The organism is Lignipirellula cremea, from assembly GCF_056501455.1.
Window position 1 is genome coordinate 6,044,805 of sequence record NZ_CM151415.1, and the last position, 15,531, is coordinate 6,060,335.

The following is a 15,531-nucleotide window of genomic DNA, read 5'->3' on the forward strand; positions in this document are numbered from 1 at the left end:
TGACGACGGCTTCCTGAGTTCGACAGGTGCGGTTTGCCGGAATGGACGACACGGAGGAAGATCGCGAAGGCGATACGGAGCGCGACGACGAACCTTCCGCCGAAGATCCGATCGTCGCCGAAGCTGAAATCGTCGCCGAGGCCCTGACCCGCGAGAACTTCTCCCACGGCGAGGGGGGGCCGCGCGGCTGGGGGTTCGCCTCGGAAAAGGTCCGCAAGTTTCCGCAGACGCCCGGCGTCTACCTGATGAAGGACGCCCACGGTCGCGTCATCTACGTCGGCAAGGCGAAGAACCTCCGCAGCCGCGCGACCAGCTACTTCCTCAAGGCCGCGACCGAGGACGCCCGCACCGCCGTCTGGGTCGGCGAGATCGCCGACATCGACTTCCTGGAATGCGAAAGCGAGGTCGACGCGCTCCTGACCGAGTCCCGGCTGATCAAGGACATCCAGCCGAAGCACAACAAGGAGCGGAAGGACGACAAGACCTTCCCCTACCTGCAGATCACCACGCACGAGGATTACCCCCGGGTGGAGATCACCCGCACGCCCCGCTCCTCCGGCGTGAAGCTCTACGGCCCCTTCACCAGCGTCGGGGCGCTCCGCGGCGCCATGCAGGCCCTGCAGCGCGTCTTCAAGTTCCGCACCTGCGGGCTCGACATCGAAGAGGGCGACCAGAAGTGGCGCTGGTATCGCCCCTGCCTGCTGGCCCACATCGGCCAGTGCACGGCGCCCTGCAACTTCCGCATCTCGGTCGAGGATTACAAGCGCGACATTAAACGCCTGCAGCAGTTCCTCGAAGGGGGGAAGCGCAAGCTGCTGAAATCGATGACCGAGGAGATGATGGCCGCTGCCGAGGCCCGGCAGTTCGAACGGGCGGCGAAGCTGCGCGACGAGATCCGCATGCTCGAGAAGCTCGACAACCGGGGCGAACTGGACGAGCATGCCCAGCCGGAAGTCTTCTGGGTCGATCCGAAGAAGGGGCTGACCGGCCTGAAGAAGGCGCTGAAGCTCGACAAGACGCCGCGCACGATCGAGGGGATGGACATCGCCCATCTCGGCGGCACGCATACCGTCGCCAGCGTGGTGACGTTCCTCGACGGCCTGCCGTTCAAGCCCGGCTACCGGCGTTACAAGATCAAATCGGTCGCCGGCGTCGACGACTTCCGCAGCATGCACGAGGTCGTCGCGCGTCGCTTCCAGCGCCTGTCGGAGGACGACCAGCCCTTCCCCGACATCCTCCTCATCGACGGCGGCAAGGGCCAACTCAACGCCGCGCAGGCCGCTTTCGACGCGCTCCGCATCGTCCCCCCCACGCTCATTTCGCTGGCCAAGCGCGAGGAACTGATCTTCCGCCCCGGCGAGTCCGAACCCCTCGCCCTCACCCGCCGCAGCTTCGCCCTCCGCCTGCTCCAGTACGTCCGCGACGAAGCCCACCGCTTCGCCCAGCACTATCATCATTTGCTGAAGCGGAAGGCGGATTTGGAGTAGGGCGCGATCTCTTCGCGTGCAGTCCGCGTCCCGCTCATGCAGATCGTTAACGCTCTTGAATGACCTCCCAGAGCATGCAAACCCGTAGTAAACCTGACCGCGAACGCCGCGAAAGTGGGTCAGTCGCCTTGTCCAAGTGAAGCGTCATCCGTGAGCCTGAGGGAATGTTTCCCGTAGCCATACGACTTCACGATTTCCTTCGTTCTTGCCACTACGTCGTCTGTCATTCGCGTCGCGAATCCTGACCTCCCGCCTGAGACTTTCTTGCTCAGAATGCCAGCGACCAAGCGGTACTCGCCCTGCTGCCAGAACATCGGTCCGCCGCTGCATCCGTCATCGTTCGAGTGATAGTGAAAGAATTTGCGCGGAAAGACGCCGTGGTCTCGCTCTTCGAAATCCTCTCGCATTTGGGTCCCCGGGTAACCCAGAGACCTCAAGTCGCGTTTGCCCAACAACCCGTTGGGAAGACCTTTCCACGCCGGTTCGTCCTTGCCTTGTTTCGGATTCTTGATCGCATACTGAAAGGCGTACTTGATCCGACTTTTCCAAAACGTTTCGTCCGGCAGAACAATCCAGCCGAAGTCGTAGTCCGCAGAGTCCGGCCTATTTATGTACTCTTCCGTTATAAGAAATCCCTGAGACTCGATGGTCCCGTAAGGCGTAGCGGCGCCGTTCTGTCCGGGGGTGACATAAATCTTCTCGCAGTAGCCTGGCGACCAATGATTCTTTCCGGCGCGCGAGGTGTCCCAGATGTTGTGCGCGCAGGTCAAGAGTACGCGCGGCGCAACGAAGAACGCGGTGCCGAAGGTGTCACGACCTTTGTCCCATTCCGTACGAATGCGACAGACGGCGCGATACGGCTTCTTTCGGGTGTTTCGAACGATCGACCAGTTCCCGTCGCCTTCGGGCTCGAGTGACTCGCTCAGTCCGATCACGCGGTCGAAGGAAACTTTTGTTCGGTAGACGTAATCCTCGGCGATCGCAGCACCGAGGCCGCCAAGCTTGTTTTCGATCGACTTCGGCGGAAGCGGCACGAAGCAGGGAGGAAGCTCGGGCTCCGGAGCCAGCCGCCCGTAGACCATTTCGGCTACGACGAACGGGTAATACTCGGCTTGCGGCGCCTCGTCGTCGAACGCCGTTTGCCCGCGCACGGCGGCAACGATCGTAAGCGAGATTGTCGCGAGGATCGCTAGGCAGCGAATGGGCCGAGAGTCTCTCATTTCGATCTCCTTGACGCCTCGTGTGAACGGCGACGGCGATATCGAGGGCTGCTCGCACCTTCCACGAGAGGCGCTCGTGCCCGCCCATCTTAAACAATTGCGCGCGCAAACGGCCCCTTTCGCGGCTGAAAGTCGGCCGTGGGCGGCCCAGGGCGCTCGTCAACCTGGGCGGCGTAGCCGCAAGAAAGCTTGATGGCGCTGTGCCTTGAGCATCTGGGCCGGCGACGTCGATTTTCTTGTCGCCTGCGGCGACCCGGCTTGACGAGCAAGCCGGGCCACCCAACGTGCGAGACGACATCGGTCAGAGGACCGCCACAGCGAACGACAGCATCAGCAGCAGGCCGAGCAGGACGAAATTCAGAAAGACGGCCAGCATCGCCAGACATCCCGTCTCTTCGGCGGAAGTCAGCTCCAGCCCCGCGCAGGCGAAGCCGGCAGCGGCCAGCGCAATCGGGACCGCGACGCCCGCCGGCGGAATCAGAAGAGCGGCGATCGCGAGGAGGAACGCGATCCACGCGAAGATCGTTAGAAACGGAAGGCGGAGGATACCGGCGTTCGGTTTCGGTTCTTCGACCACTGCGCCGCCGATGTGAATGAGAGCGAAGTCGGGAGACCCGCGTCCGGCGTTGAGCAAGAATCGACGCCCCCTACGGATATAGAATCCGCGTCTCCTTCAAAATCCGCTGGAGCATGGCGAGGCCCTCGGGCGTGAGGCGGGTCTGCTCCAGGGAGAGGGTCTTGAGGCTGGAGAACCTGCCGAGGTTCTCGACGGAGGCGTCCGTGATCGGGGCGCCGTAGAGCGAGAGGGTGTTGGTGAGCTGCCGGGCTTCGGCGAGGGAGGCGATGTCGGCGTCGGTCAGCTCGTTCTCGTCCAGGTAGAGCGATTGCAGCGTCTTGATCTTCTCCAGCGACGCCAGCGATTCGCCGCCGACGCCGGTCGACTTCAGCGACAGGTAGACCAGCGACGGCGACGCGGAGAGCCGCTGCGGCGCGTCGGCATCGAGCGTCGTGCCGTCCAGCCACAGGCTCCGCAGCGCGGGCAACTTCGCCACGGCGTCGAGGCCCGGACCCTTCACCTGCGTCCGCGTCAGGTCGAGCCGTTCCAGCCGGGGAAGCGCCGCCAGCAGGACGAGCCCCTTATCCGAAACGAACGTATCGGCCAGATACAGGGCGTGAAGCTCCTTCAGGCCGGCGAGGTTCGCCATCGTCGCGTCGCCGATCTGCGCGCCCGAGAGGGTCACCTTCTCCAGGGTCGGCAGCTCGCTCAGTCGGGCCGCCGCGGCGTCGTCGACCGCGGGACCGGACGCGACGATCGCCGTCGGCGCGGTGAAGAACTCCTCGCCGAACAGGTCGGCCAGCCATCCGGCCGACGGCGCGGACCGCTCGTCCACCTTGAACCCCGCCTGCTGGAGCGCCGCGACGACCTCGCGCTGCCTCAGCCCTTCCGACCGGATCCTCCAGGCCTGAATCGACCCGAACAGCAGCGCCGCGAGCCCCGCCAGCACGAGCAGTTGCAGCGCCCGGCGCTTCAGCCGTTCCTCCACCGTTCCGCGCACGAACGAGCCGTCGGACGGCGCGTCGAAAGTCGACGGGTTGTCGGCGACTTCGAGATCGTCGCGGTCGTCGCTGGCGGAGGAAGAAGGCGGGGCGATCATCGCGAGTCGAAGCGGAACGAGAGCAGGTATCCGTAGGGTGGGTCATTGCCCCACCGTTCTCAGCTTTCGTGCAACCCAGGAGGAGGTGGGTCAATGACTCACCCTACGGTTTCGAAGCATTGTCCGCGACGCCTGAAGCGACGTCGCGGCTGGCTCTCATCCCCTCACGGACGGAACAGGATCTGATCGAGCTGCTCGACGATCTGCGGATCGGGCAGGTCGGGCGAGTCGAAGATCGCGTGGACGAAGTTCTCCGCCAGGATTTCGTCGGGATGGATGATGTAGGGGGTGTTCTTGCCGATCTTTTCGCCGAACGTCGGCACGCTCCGCGGATCGACCAGCAGAGGACGCTCGTCGGCCCGCATCGGCTTCCACGCGTCGCCGGACTTTTCGACCAGGAGCAGCTTGAACTCCATCGCCTCGAACAGGCTTCCTTTCGTCTGCGGCTCGCCGTCGCGAACGCGAGCGAGCAGAACCGGCACGCCGTCGACCTCTTCGCCCGCTTTGCCGATCTGGATCCGGGTGTTCCAGAGCGGCGCGTCGGGATTGGTGATCTTCCGCGACAGGAGCGACTCGGGGACTTCGGTCAGCTCGCACGGTTCGAAGCCGATGATGCGATAGAGATCCCACCGCACGGTCGGCTGCGCCCGGCTCAGGACATGGAACAGCTCATGCGCCAGCAGCCGCGCGAGCTTCGCCGGATCGCGGGCGAGCGCGTTTTCCGGCAGGATGATCGCGTTCGCCCTAGTGTAGGCGGCGTTCGATTCTTCGGCGCCGGTGGTGCGGATCATCAGGACCTCCGCCGGTAGCTTCGCCCTCAGATTCTGCAACGCCGGGACGACCTTATCCCACGCGGCGTTCAGCGCGGTCAGTTCCTCGGGCGACCAGTCGCGGGCGGCCTCGGACGCGTGTTTACGAAAGGCTTCGTCGCCCGGATCTTCCGCGGCCTGCATCCGGATCCGGCGGTCGACGCCGCTCAGGCTCTGCGTGTACTCGTCCTCCTGCCCCAGAAACTCCGCCGCCTGTTCTTTCGACGCATAGACCAGCGTCGTGCCGTCGACGAGGGGACGCGAGTTCGCGACGGGCTCCTCGGCGAGAAGCGGCACGACGAACAAGAGCAAGGCCATGCCGACCATCGGAGCGAAGAAACGAAGGCAGATGGGGAGCAAAGGAATGTCGGGTTGTAGGATGGAAACGCGAGGGCGAGCGCCGAGGGATCTGCCTTTCAGCATAAGCTCCGCGAACGGCGCCTGCATGTCAGCGACTCCGTGTGCCATCGCTGCCGCTCCGCACGGCTGGACAAGCCAGCCATGGCAAGCGAACGAATCGCAAGGTCCATCTCCGCAGAGGGGCGCCGCGACAGGGCTGTCGAATCCTCTCCGTCAAGAGCCGGGCTTGCTCCCTCCCGATCTGGCCTAGAATGGCCCGTCTGAACATTTTCGGATAACGGCCTGCCTTCGGGCCGAGCCCCGACGAGCCTTCTCCGTCGGCGAACAGGAACGCAGCGATGATTCACGCTCTTATCATGGCCGGCGGCACGGGCACGCGGTTCTGGCCTGCCAGCCGACGCGCTCGCCCCAAGCAGCTTCTCGCGCTCTCGGGTCAGAGGACGATGATCCAGGATACGGTCGCCCGACTCGACGGGCTGACCTCGCCGGAGAACGTGCTGATCATCACGAACCGGCAACTGGTCGACGCCGTTCGGGAGCAGGTCCCGCAGGTGCCCGAGAGCCAGATCGTCGGCGAACCGTGCAAGCGCGACACGGCGCCCTGCGTCGGGTTGGCCGCGCTGCAAATGCTGAAGGCGGACCCCGACGCCACGATGGTGGTGATGCCCTCCGATCACGTCATCCGCCCGGCGGCGACGTTCCGCCAGGCGCTGACGACGGCGGTCGATTTCGTCGAACGCAACCAGGACGCGATCGTCACGTTCGGAATCCTGCCGAGCTATCCCGCGACGAGCTTCGGCTACATCGAAGGGGGCGAGACGCTCGAGGCGACGCCGATGGGCGACGTGCAGCGAATCAAGACCTTCCGCGAGAAGCCCAACAGCATGGTCGCCGCCGAGTACATCGCGTCGGGCCATTACTACTGGAACGCGGGCATCTTCGTGATGAAGGCGAAGACCATCGTCGAAGCGCTGCGCAAGTTCGAGCCTGAGATGCTCGCGGCGCTCGAGCGCATCGAGGCCGCGCGCGGGACGCCGCAGGCGCGGGAAGTCTTCGATCGGGAGTTCGAATCGCTCTCCGGGAAAGCGATCGACATCGCCGTAATGGAACGCTACGATCGTGCGGCAGTGATGGCGGCGCCCTTCCAATGGGACGACCTGGGCAACTGGCAGGCGCTCGGCCGCATGGTCGAGAACGACGAGAACGCCAACGCCCGGCTCGGCCCGCACGTCGCGATCAGGACGCGCAATTCCATCGTGCGAACGGAGGACGATCACCTCATCGTGACCGTCGGCGTCGAGGATCTGATCGTCGTCCATACGGACGACGCGACCCTCGTCGCGCGGCGCTTCGACGAGGAGTCGCTGCGCGACGTGGTGAAGGAACTCGAAGCGCAGGGATACGATCGTTATCTGTAACGACGCGAAAGATGCGGTGTCCTGCTAAACGCGTGCGTGCCATGCCCACGTCGCTTAGCGGCGCTGGCATGCTACGCAGTCGGAAGCGCGTCAGCGCCCTCAGAACGATCGGCGTCGCAGACGATTCCGCTCGTCGATATCGCTTCGGCTGAGCGGATAACTAGCATGGAGCGATCGCCGATTCGTCTCGTTCGAAGAGCGCTCGCGGCGGGGATCCGCTTTCTTCGACAGCGACTCGGTATCGATTTCGTCAGGAGTTCCTTTCCCCTCGGACGGCGGAAGATGGCTCGCTCGCGAAACTCGTTCAAGGCGACTCTCCCCTCGGCAGCTTCGCCGAGGAAGAAGTCTGCCGCATCGTCCTACGCCGGCAGACCGCGGCTGGTCGTGTCGCGTCGGACCGCAGGTCCCGGTCGCAGTTCCATGGGGGGTTCGCCCGCTGCGGAGTCGGTGGAGGATTCGGAAGAGAGCCCCTACGAACGCCCGCTGGTTCCGATGCTTCGCGAAGTGAAAGCTCCCCGGCGGGGACGACGGGGGTGAAGGAATCTCGCTTCTCGTAGCGGTCCGTCGATCGTTCGGCGTCACTGATGTGTGCCATGCCCACGTCGCGCAGCAGCGTAAGCATGTTAGGTTCGGGCGGCCCATTGCATGCCCGCCCTGCCTCCGGCGATGTGGGCATGGCACACAGCGGCGCACGGCGACGAACCTCGGGCTGACGCTCCCCCTTCGACTTGCTTATCGAACAGTCGTGACGACGACAGGTGGGTCAAGACCCACCCTACGAAGAAGAACGCTCATGGCCTTCGCGACGCTCGACGTCAAGCTTCATCCTCCCTCGGGCACGATCATCCTGAGGCGGCCCGAGCGAAAGAACGCGCTCTCGCGACGGACGATCGCCGATCTGGAACTGGCGTTCTCCGATCTGCACCAGACGAAGTCCGTGCGGGCGGTGATCCTGGCGGCGGAGGGCGACGTCTTCTGCAGCGGGTCCGATCTCGTCGAACTCTCCAAGGCGCAGCAGGACGAGGATCCGTTCGAGATCTACCGCGAGGACGTCGCCGCGGTCCAGGCGCTGCTGGAGACGATTCTGCGATTTCCCAAGCCGGTCATCGCCGCGATCCACGGCCCCGCGATCGGCTGGGGCGCGGCGCTGGCGCTGAGCTGCGATCTGATCGTCGCCACGCCCGAGGCCAAACTCGGTCTGCCCGAGGCGAGGCGGGGACTGGCGGCCGGACACGCGGCGGCCCTCCTCGCCTTTCGCGGCGGCGCGGGACTCGCGGCGCGGGTCGCGCTCACGGGGGAGCCGCTCGACGCAGAGTCCGCCCGCGCGGCAGGCATCTTTCACGAGATCGTTCCGGAGCGGCAACTCTGGGTCCGAGCGCATGCTTTCGCCGAGACGATCGCGCAGAGCGCTCCCGAGGCGATCGCCATGACGAAGCGCCTGCTGAACGAGACCGTCGGCGAGGACGTGCTGACGTGGCTGGCCGCCGGTTCGGCGATGACCGCGACCGCCCGCACAACCGAAGCGGCACGTAACGGCGTACTCGCCTTCGTCGAGAAAACCGATCCGCCGAGCGCCTGAGGCGTCCGTTCCTGCGGACTTTGCGGACTGGGCGGACTGCGCACGCTAGCTGGTTCCCCGCGGCGTCTGATGGGGCGCCGCGATCCCGCAGACGGGAAATATGATGATCGGCAGCGTCCGACCGCGTCCGGCGCTGGCGCGGAGGCGTTCGGGCGGTCGATAAGTCGCTCATCGCGGATTCCGCGCCCTTCCCTCCCTGTGACTTATTCGAGTTTCGTCGAAATCGGGCCCGCGATTTCCGGGGCCGGCCGAACGGAATCCGAACGAGACTGACCAGGCGTCGCCGATCTCTATGTCCTTCTCCAGCCTGGTGACGCTCGCCCTGTCGTTCGACCTGCACGCCGCGGTTCATGCCTATGCCTGGCTGCCGCCGGCGATCGTGATCGTCGTGACGTGCCTGCTGCTGGCGACGCTGATCTGGGATCTGGTCGCGGCGGACGTCGCATTTCTGACCGCGGCGCTGACGTTCGCCATTCTGGGAATCGTCACGCCGACGGCGGCGTTCGACGGGTTCGCCAATCCCAGCGTCATCACGGTCGGGCTGCTCTTCATCGTCGCGGCCGGCATGCGCGAGACGGGCGTGCTGGATGTCGTCGGCGCGAGAGTTCTCGGAAAATCGTCGAGTTCCGCCGGAGCGCTGGCGCGGCTGTCGTTCGTGATCGTGCCGGCCTCCGCGTTCCTGAACAACACGCCGATCGTGGCGATGTTCGTCCCGATCGTGCTGGAGTGGTGCCGTCGACGAGAGATCAGCCCTTCGCGCCTGCTGATTCCGATCTCGTTCATGGCCACGTTGGGCGGCACCTGCACGCTGATCGGCACGTCGACCAACCTGCTGGTCAACGCCGAGATGCAGGAGAAGGGGATGCCCGGCATCGGGCTGTTCGAGATCTCGATGGTGGGCATTCCGTACGCGATCGTCGGCGTGCTTTACATGCTTGCGCTGTCGAAGCCCCTGCTTCCCGACCGCAAGGAACTCGTCGAGCAACTGGGCGAATCCCGCCGGGAGTACCTGGTCGAGATGCTCGTTCAGCCGACTTGCCGGCTCGCGGACAAGACCGTCGAAGACGCCGGCCTGCGACAGCTTCCCGGCCTGTTTCTGATCGCCATCGATCGGGGCGGCGAAGCGATCGGACCGGTCGGCCCGGAGGATTTCATTCGCCCGAACGATCGCCTGATCTTCACCGGCGTCGTGAGCAGCATCGTCGAACTGGAGAAGATCCCCGGCCTCGTTCCGGCGGTCGATCCGACTTACGAAGTCAATCCGAAGAAGCAGGTCAACCGCCGACTGGTCGAAGCGGTCGTCTCCCGGATGTCGCCGCTGACGGGCAAGACCATTCGCGAGGCCGACTTTCGTGCGGTCTACGGCGCCGCGGTCGTGGCCGTTCACCGCAGCGGCAATCGTCTGCGCGAGAAGCTGGGCGACGTCAGCCTGCGACCGGGCGATACGCTGCTGCTGCAGACCGATCCGCACTTCGAACGGGCCCATCGCAACGACCCGGCGTTCTACCTGGTCAGCGGCATCAGCGAGTGGCGCCCGCTCCGCCGCGATCGGGCGTGGCTCTCGATCGGCATCTTCGCCCTGCTTCTGCTGCTGATGACGACGGAACTGATTCCGCTCGTCGTCGCTGCGGCGCTGGCCGCGGTGCTGATGGTCCTGTTCGACTGCATCAGCGCGGGCGACGCGCGGCAGAGCGTCGAATGGTCGGTGCTCGTCACGGTGGCCGCCGCGATGGGCGTCGGCGCCGCGATCGAGAATACGGGCGTCGCGACCATGATCGCCGGCGGCCTGGTCGACATGGCCCTGCTGGTCCCCGCTGACTGGAAGCCCTACGCCGCCGTCGCGGCGATCTATATCGCGACGACCGTCCTCACGAACGTCATCACGAACAACGCCGCGGCGATCCTGATGTTCCCCATCAGCGTCGCGGCGGCGCATCAGTTGGGCGTCGATTCGCGACCGCTGCTGATGACGCTCTGCCTGGCGGCGAGCGCCGCGTTCGCGACGCCGATCGGCTACCAGACGAACATGATGGTCTACGGCCCGGGCGGCTATCGCTTCTTCGACTTCGTCCGCTTCGGCGTGCCGCTGAACCTGATCCTGGGCGTGCTCGCCACCGCGCTGGTGCCGCTCGTCTGGCCCTTCCAGCCGGAGGCCGTCACGGAGCCGAAGACCGACTCTCCTCCTGCCGCGGTCGCAGGCGAAATACCCAGAGTGGACGCCACGGAAGCGAGCGAGGCCGGAGAGCGAACCGTCGATGGGCCGGCGGACGCGGACGCGAGCGAGCGGTGAATCATTCCGGCGTCGACAGCCGGTCATCGTACAGCGAGCGCGGTCGATAGAACTTCCTGAGCGTCAGCTTCGCCGTGGTCATGACCAGCAGCGAAGGCGCCGCGATGCCGAGGAACGCCATCCAGGTCGGATGCGGGATCATCCAGAGATTGGCGATGCAGGCCGCGACGAACAGCAAGCCGAAGGCGTAAGCGGGGATCAGCGACCGACGCCGCAGCCAGCGAGCGGTGAGCAGCGCCGCGACGAACGATCCCGCCGCCGCGCCGGCGCACCAAGCGACGAGCACGATCGCGACGGCGTCGGCAGGGATCTCTTCCACGCGCAGCTTCGTGGGCTCCTGCATCTTCTCGGCAAGTTCCGGATGCAGGAGCGAACCGATCGCCTCGATCGCTGCCACGACCAGGCCCGCCGCCAGCAAGCCCGCGAGCGTCGCCGCAAGTCCCAGAAGCGCTCGCTTCGCCATCGTCGTCGTCGCCTGTCGCAGGAAGATCGTCGTCAGGCGTAGCGTAGCGCCTTGGGGGCGTCATCGGCGAAGCGAAGAGCGCGAGTACGCCGCGCGACGGTCGCTCCGCAACCGCGCGGGGCGACCGGCAACCCGAACGTACCGCAGAACGACCTCGTAAGCGTGCGACGAACTCTTGGCGCCTCGTTTGCGACCCTTCTTCTCGCGTAGTCACTTCGTCGAATGCACGCTCGGACGCGACTCTGCGTCGAGCGCTCGACGGCTCGAGAAGGAGAAGCATCATGTTGAAACGAACCTTTGCGACGATCGCGCTCGGCGCCTTAGTCGCGGCGCCCTTCGCGGTCGCCCAAGACCAGCCCGAGGCGCGTCCGGGCGTGAAAGTCCAGGCGCAGGCGGACGCCGACGCGAACCGAAGTTCGTCCTCGAATCTCGCCTTCCGCGCTTCGGACCTCGAAGGTCTCGACGTCCGGAACCAGCAGGGCGATACGGTAGGCTCCGTACACGATCTGGTCGTCGACGTCGAATCGGGCAAGATCCGTTACGTCGCCGTCTCCTACGGCGGCTTCGCGGGCCTCGGCGATAAGCTCTTCGCCATCCCGCTGAAGCAGTTCAAGGTGATGAAGGACACGGAGGACGACGTCTACTTCTTCTCCACGAGCCTGACCGAAGAGAAGCTGAAGAACGCGCCGGGCTTCGACGAAGACAACTGGCCCGCCATGGCCAGCCAGACCCAGTGGACGCAGCAGGTCGACGAGTACTACGGCGACGGTGACGACGTCGATCTGGTCGCTCCGCGCGTCGACGTCGACGTCACTCCGCCGCGCGTCGAACGCGATCGGTAAGAGGCCAACGATCCGGTTCTTACAGCCAGGGGCGCGGCGTCGCGAAGACGCTGCGCCCCTTCTTTTTTGAGCTAGCTTCACCAGGAGAAGGCGGCTTCATCCTGTGTGCCACGGCTGGCTTGCCCGGCCGTGATAGCGCTGCCGGACTCGGCACGACTGGACAAGCCAACCGTGGACCGCCGGACCATTCAAGACGCTGCACGGAAATGAAGAACGCGGCGCGGCGACTCAGCCCAACTCGTCCATCGTCACGACCACCTTCCCCTTCGCATGCCCCTCCTCGAGATGGGCGAAGGCCTCGGCGGTCCGGGCGAACGGGAAGGTCCGGTCGACCACCGGCTGCAGCGTTCCGGCTTCGATCATCCCGGTCAGTTCTTCGAGATCGCTGCCGCTGGAGTGCATGAAGTAGTACCGGTACTTCGCGCCGTTCCGCCAGGCCGCGAAACGCTCCCGGACGCTGATGGCCGCGAACATGGCGGCCAGCGCCGCTCCGCCGCCCAGGTCCTTCGCCGTGTGCGGCTCCGGCACGCCGCCGATGGAAACGACCGTCGCTCCCTTCTTCACGACGCGAAAACATCTTCGCAGCGTCGCTCCGCCGATCAGGTCGAAGACTCCGTCGAGGTCGGAGAGAACGTCCTCGAAGCTCTCCTGCTCGTAGTCGATCACGCGGTCGGCGCCCATTCGCTTCGCGAGCTCGGCCCCGCGCGAAGAAGCCGTCGTGACGACCTCCGCTCCCCTGCTCTTCGCGAGCTGAATCGCGAACGTACCGACGCCGCCGGTTCCGCCCGTGATGAGCAGACGCCATCCCGGCTGCACGTTCAGCACGTCGCGCAGCGCCTGAAGGGCCGTCAGCGCGGCGAGCGGAACGGCGGCGGCCTGTTCGAAGCTCGCGTTCGCGGGGATCTTCGCGACGACGGTTTCCGGGATCGCGGCGAACTCCGCCAGCGCGCCCATATTCAGCTCGGGCGTGCGGGCGAAGACGCGGTCTCCGACGGCGAACTTCGTCGCCCCGGCGCCGACGACCTCCACCGTACCGGCCAGGTCGCTCCCCAAAGTCATCGGCAGCCGGGGGCGATGGATCGCCCGCAGCATGCCCTGCCGGAACTTGTAATCGACCGGGTTCAGCGCCGCGGCATGGACGCGGACGAGGATCTCTCCCGCGCCCGGCTCGGGCCGTTCGATCGACTCCATCCGGCCACGTTCGGGACCGCCGTACGCATGAATTCGGAAAGCCTGCATGGCGCCGTTCTCTCCAGGGTCGGGCATCGATTTCTAAAGGGCATGCTAGCGATCGATCGCCGGATTTCTCAGGCGCCTGTCGACGTTTCGAACATCGAGAGCTGCGATCGAAGCCGCTACGGCGAGTCCGCTTCGCGACATGCGACGGAAGTTCGCCGAAGCGATTAGGATGAACGAGCTGCTTCTGGCGTCGAAGTCGGGCGGCCCGTGGAATCCGCTGCGCTCCCGCGGATCCGGGAACCGTCGCCTCGGTCCCCTGCTCGATCGTTCATTCCCTCGTTTACTCGCTTAAGAGCCTCTTCGATGCGAAGACGCGATTTTCTGCGAACCGCCTTCGCGGCATCCGCCGCCGCGCCTTTGCTCGCCAGCGGACCGTCGGGCCGGGCGCAGGATGCGGCGTCGCCGACTTCGAGCGGCGATCGACCCGTCCTCGCAGGCGCGCCCGTGCTGAGCGGGCCGGCGCCTGACGCCCTGACGATTCTGCAGGCGATCGATAGGCCGGCGACCGGCTTCGCGGAGATACGCGTCGGCGACGAAGCGTGGCAGCGAATCGATGCCGAGGCGGCGGGACTGCTGCCGTACGACTCGCACGTCCTGAAGTTCCGACTCCCTCCGCTGCCGGGCGGCGCCGCCGTCGCGTACCGCGTGACCGCGACGGCGATCGACTTTCAGAACGCCTACAAAATCGTGCGAGGCGGGACGGAAGTCTCCGAAGAGCGTACGTTTCGAACCCTCGATGCTCAGACTGACGCGACTCGCTTCGTCGTCTGGAACGATACGCACGAAAACCAGGAGACGATCGCGGCGCTTCATGCCCGAACGATCGCTGCGGCGCCTGACTTCGTGCTGTGGAACGGCGATCAGACGAACGACGTCTACGACGAAGCGAAGATGGCGAACCAGTACCTCTGTCCCGGAGGTCTCGCCATCGCTGACCGGAGCCCCCTCGCGTACGCCCGCGGCAATCACGACGTTCGCGGTCCCGCCGCGCGGTCGCTCGCGCGGTTTACGGGAACGCCGGACGATCGCTTCTACTACGCCTTTCGCAGCGGGCCGGTCGCCGTCCTGGTGATGGATACGGGCGAGGACAAGCCGGACGACCATCCCGTCTTCGCCGGTCTGGCTGACTTCGAGACGATGCGGCGCCGGCAGGCGGAATGGCTGGCGCGAATCGCGCAGGAAGCCTGGTTCGCCGAGGCGCCTCATAAGATTCTCTGCTGCCACATTCCGCTCTGGTGGCACGAAGAGTCGCCGTACGGACCGCCCTGGACGTACAGCAAGCCATGCCGCGAAGCGTGGCAACAGGCGCTGATCGACGCGGGCGTGACGCTGGTGATTTCGGGCCATACGCATCGCCACGCATGGCTGCCCGCGGAGAACGACCGCCCGATCGGCCAGCTCGTCGGCGGCGGCCCCCAGCCGAGCGGCGCGACCTTCACGCTCGCGACCGCGACTCGCGACCTGCTGACGGTCGAGATGAACGACCTCGCAGGCAAGTCGATTTATCGCATCGAACTTCCTGCAGGAAGCGCCTAATCCCGTAGCGCCTCCCTGCCGAAGGCTCAGGCGCTCCGGCCCGCCGCGAGTAAAGGAATGCGACCAGCCTCGGCGTCCTCCGTAGACGACTTCGGAAAATATCGCCTGTAATCCTCGAAACCGAACGCTGATCCGGCATCTTGGCGCTTCGCTTGCGTGGCCTCGTTCAGCGCCCTTCGATCGTGACGCGGCAGGAACGCCGCTCCGCGAGGGCGAAGCACCTAAAGGTCGAACCAAGGCGCGATGACGAAGGACGCGTATTCCCTGCTCCTGCTCAACGGGCAGTCGATTCCGATTTCGAACTTCGTCGGCGAGCTTGACCGCTTCGAGTTCGACTCATCGACGGACCTGACGAGCGAGCGCTCCTGCTGGCTTCGCGATTCGCGCGACGGAGAGCTCACCGAGGTCCGTATTCTCCGCTCCGACAACCAGTCGCCGCGAAGCTGGCGCTATGTCGCCGAGGCGATGAACGGCGCCCGCAAGACGGCTCCCCCGGCTGCCGAGGGACGTCGCGGCCTTCGCCGCTTTCTGATGCCCTGGAGCCGTGCCTGAGCCCGAACCCTGGCGCCTGATCGAGGGCTTCTCTTCGGTGCCTCCGACCGGCTGACGCGGTAGGATGAAAGCGTAGGCCGC

Annotated in this window: 14 protein-coding genes; 8 read left to right on the top strand and 6 right to left on the bottom strand. The window is 65.6% G+C overall.

Annotated elements, in window-relative coordinates; genetic code table 11:
- The first annotated feature begins 41 nt into the window (after positions 1-41).
- Complete coding sequence (locus SH602x_RS23780; RefSeq protein ID WP_479474635.1) at positions 42-1,487, top strand: excinuclease ABC subunit UvrC; 1,446 nt, start codon at positions 42-44, stop codon at positions 1,485-1,487.
- Positions 1,488-1,606: 119 nt separating this feature from the next.
- On the opposite strand, the gene SH602x_RS23785 is transcribed toward SH602x_RS23780, so the two are convergent.
- The 4 genes from SH602x_RS23785 to SH602x_RS23800 all read right to left on the bottom strand — a co-directional run bounded on the left by SH602x_RS23785 (position 1,607) and on the right by SH602x_RS23800 (position 5,489).
- Positions 1,607-2,707 carry a trypsin-like serine peptidase gene (locus SH602x_RS23785; RefSeq protein ID WP_479474636.1) on the bottom strand — a complete coding sequence of 367 codons (1,101 nt, stop codon included), beginning with the start codon at positions 2,705-2,707 and terminating at the stop codon, positions 1,607-1,609.
- A gap of 301 nt (positions 2,708-3,008) precedes the next feature.
- Positions 3,009-3,341, bottom strand: coding sequence for a hypothetical protein (locus tag SH602x_RS23790; protein ID WP_479474637.1), 333 nt, complete (start codon positions 3,339-3,341; stop codon positions 3,009-3,011).
- A 13-nt stretch (positions 3,342-3,354) separates the two neighbouring features.
- Positions 3,355-4,362, bottom strand: a complete 1,008-nt coding sequence (locus tag SH602x_RS23795) for a leucine-rich repeat domain-containing protein (RefSeq protein ID WP_479474638.1) — start codon at positions 4,360-4,362, stop codon at positions 3,355-3,357.
- Positions 4,363-4,526: 164 nt separating this feature from the next.
- The gene (locus tag SH602x_RS23800; RefSeq protein WP_479474639.1) at positions 4,527-5,489 is read right to left on the bottom strand and encodes an eCIS core domain-containing protein; all 963 of its coding nucleotides are present in this window, start codon (positions 5,487-5,489) and stop codon (positions 4,527-4,529) included.
- Between the two features lie 380 nt (positions 5,490-5,869).
- Between SH602x_RS23800 and SH602x_RS23805 the strand changes: the two genes are divergently transcribed.
- The 4 genes from SH602x_RS23805 to SH602x_RS23820 all read left to right on the top strand — a co-directional run bounded on the left by SH602x_RS23805 (position 5,870) and on the right by SH602x_RS23820 (position 10,818).
- Entirely contained in the window at positions 5,870-6,949 is a 1,080-nt protein-coding gene (locus tag SH602x_RS23805; protein WP_479474640.1) for a mannose-1-phosphate guanylyltransferase, read from the top strand.
- A gap of 282 nt (positions 6,950-7,231) precedes the next feature.
- Positions 7,232-7,486 carry a hypothetical protein gene (locus tag SH602x_RS23810; RefSeq protein ID WP_479474641.1) on the top strand — a complete coding sequence of 85 codons (255 nt, stop codon included), beginning with the start codon at positions 7,232-7,234 and terminating at the stop codon, positions 7,484-7,486.
- A 256-nt stretch (positions 7,487-7,742) separates the two neighbouring features.
- Positions 7,743-8,528 carry an enoyl-CoA hydratase/isomerase family protein gene (locus SH602x_RS23815; protein ID WP_479474642.1) on the top strand — a complete coding sequence of 262 codons (786 nt, stop codon included), beginning with the start codon at positions 7,743-7,745 and terminating at the stop codon, positions 8,526-8,528.
- Between the two features lie 292 nt (positions 8,529-8,820).
- Positions 8,821-10,818: an SLC13 family permease gene (locus tag SH602x_RS23820; RefSeq protein WP_479474643.1), complete on the top strand. Its 1,998-nt coding sequence runs from the start codon at positions 8,821-8,823 to the stop codon at positions 10,816-10,818.
- A gap of 1 nt (position 10,819) precedes the next feature.
- Here the strand turns inward: SH602x_RS23820 and SH602x_RS23825 are convergent, their stop codons facing one another.
- A complete protein-coding gene (locus tag SH602x_RS23825; protein WP_479474644.1) occupies positions 10,820-11,281 on the bottom strand; it encodes a hypothetical protein in 462 nt (153 codons plus the stop codon).
- Between the two features lie 281 nt (positions 11,282-11,562).
- Here SH602x_RS23825 and SH602x_RS23830 point away from each other — a divergent pair, with 281 nt between their 5' ends.
- Positions 11,563-12,123, top strand: a complete 561-nt coding sequence (locus tag SH602x_RS23830; RefSeq protein WP_479474645.1) for a PRC-barrel domain-containing protein — start codon at positions 11,563-11,565, stop codon at positions 12,121-12,123.
- Positions 12,124-12,351: 228 nt separating this feature from the next.
- On the opposite strand, the gene SH602x_RS23835 is transcribed toward SH602x_RS23830, so the two are convergent.
- Positions 12,352-13,362 carry an NADP-dependent oxidoreductase gene (locus tag SH602x_RS23835; protein ID WP_479474646.1) on the bottom strand — a complete coding sequence of 337 codons (1,011 nt, stop codon included), beginning with the start codon at positions 13,360-13,362 and terminating at the stop codon, positions 12,352-12,354.
- A 303-nt stretch (positions 13,363-13,665) separates the two neighbouring features.
- Between SH602x_RS23835 and SH602x_RS23840 the strand changes: the two genes are divergently transcribed.
- Together SH602x_RS23840 and SH602x_RS23845 are read left to right on the top strand one after the other, a co-directional pair.
- Positions 13,666-14,898, top strand: a complete 1,233-nt coding sequence (locus tag SH602x_RS23840; RefSeq protein ID WP_479474647.1) for a metallophosphoesterase family protein — start codon at positions 13,666-13,668, stop codon at positions 14,896-14,898.
- 243 nt (positions 14,899-15,141) lie between these two features.
- Positions 15,142-15,450: a hypothetical protein gene (locus SH602x_RS23845; RefSeq protein WP_479474648.1), complete on the top strand. Its 309-nt coding sequence runs from the start codon at positions 15,142-15,144 to the stop codon at positions 15,448-15,450.
- Positions 15,451-15,531 lie beyond the last annotated feature (81 nt).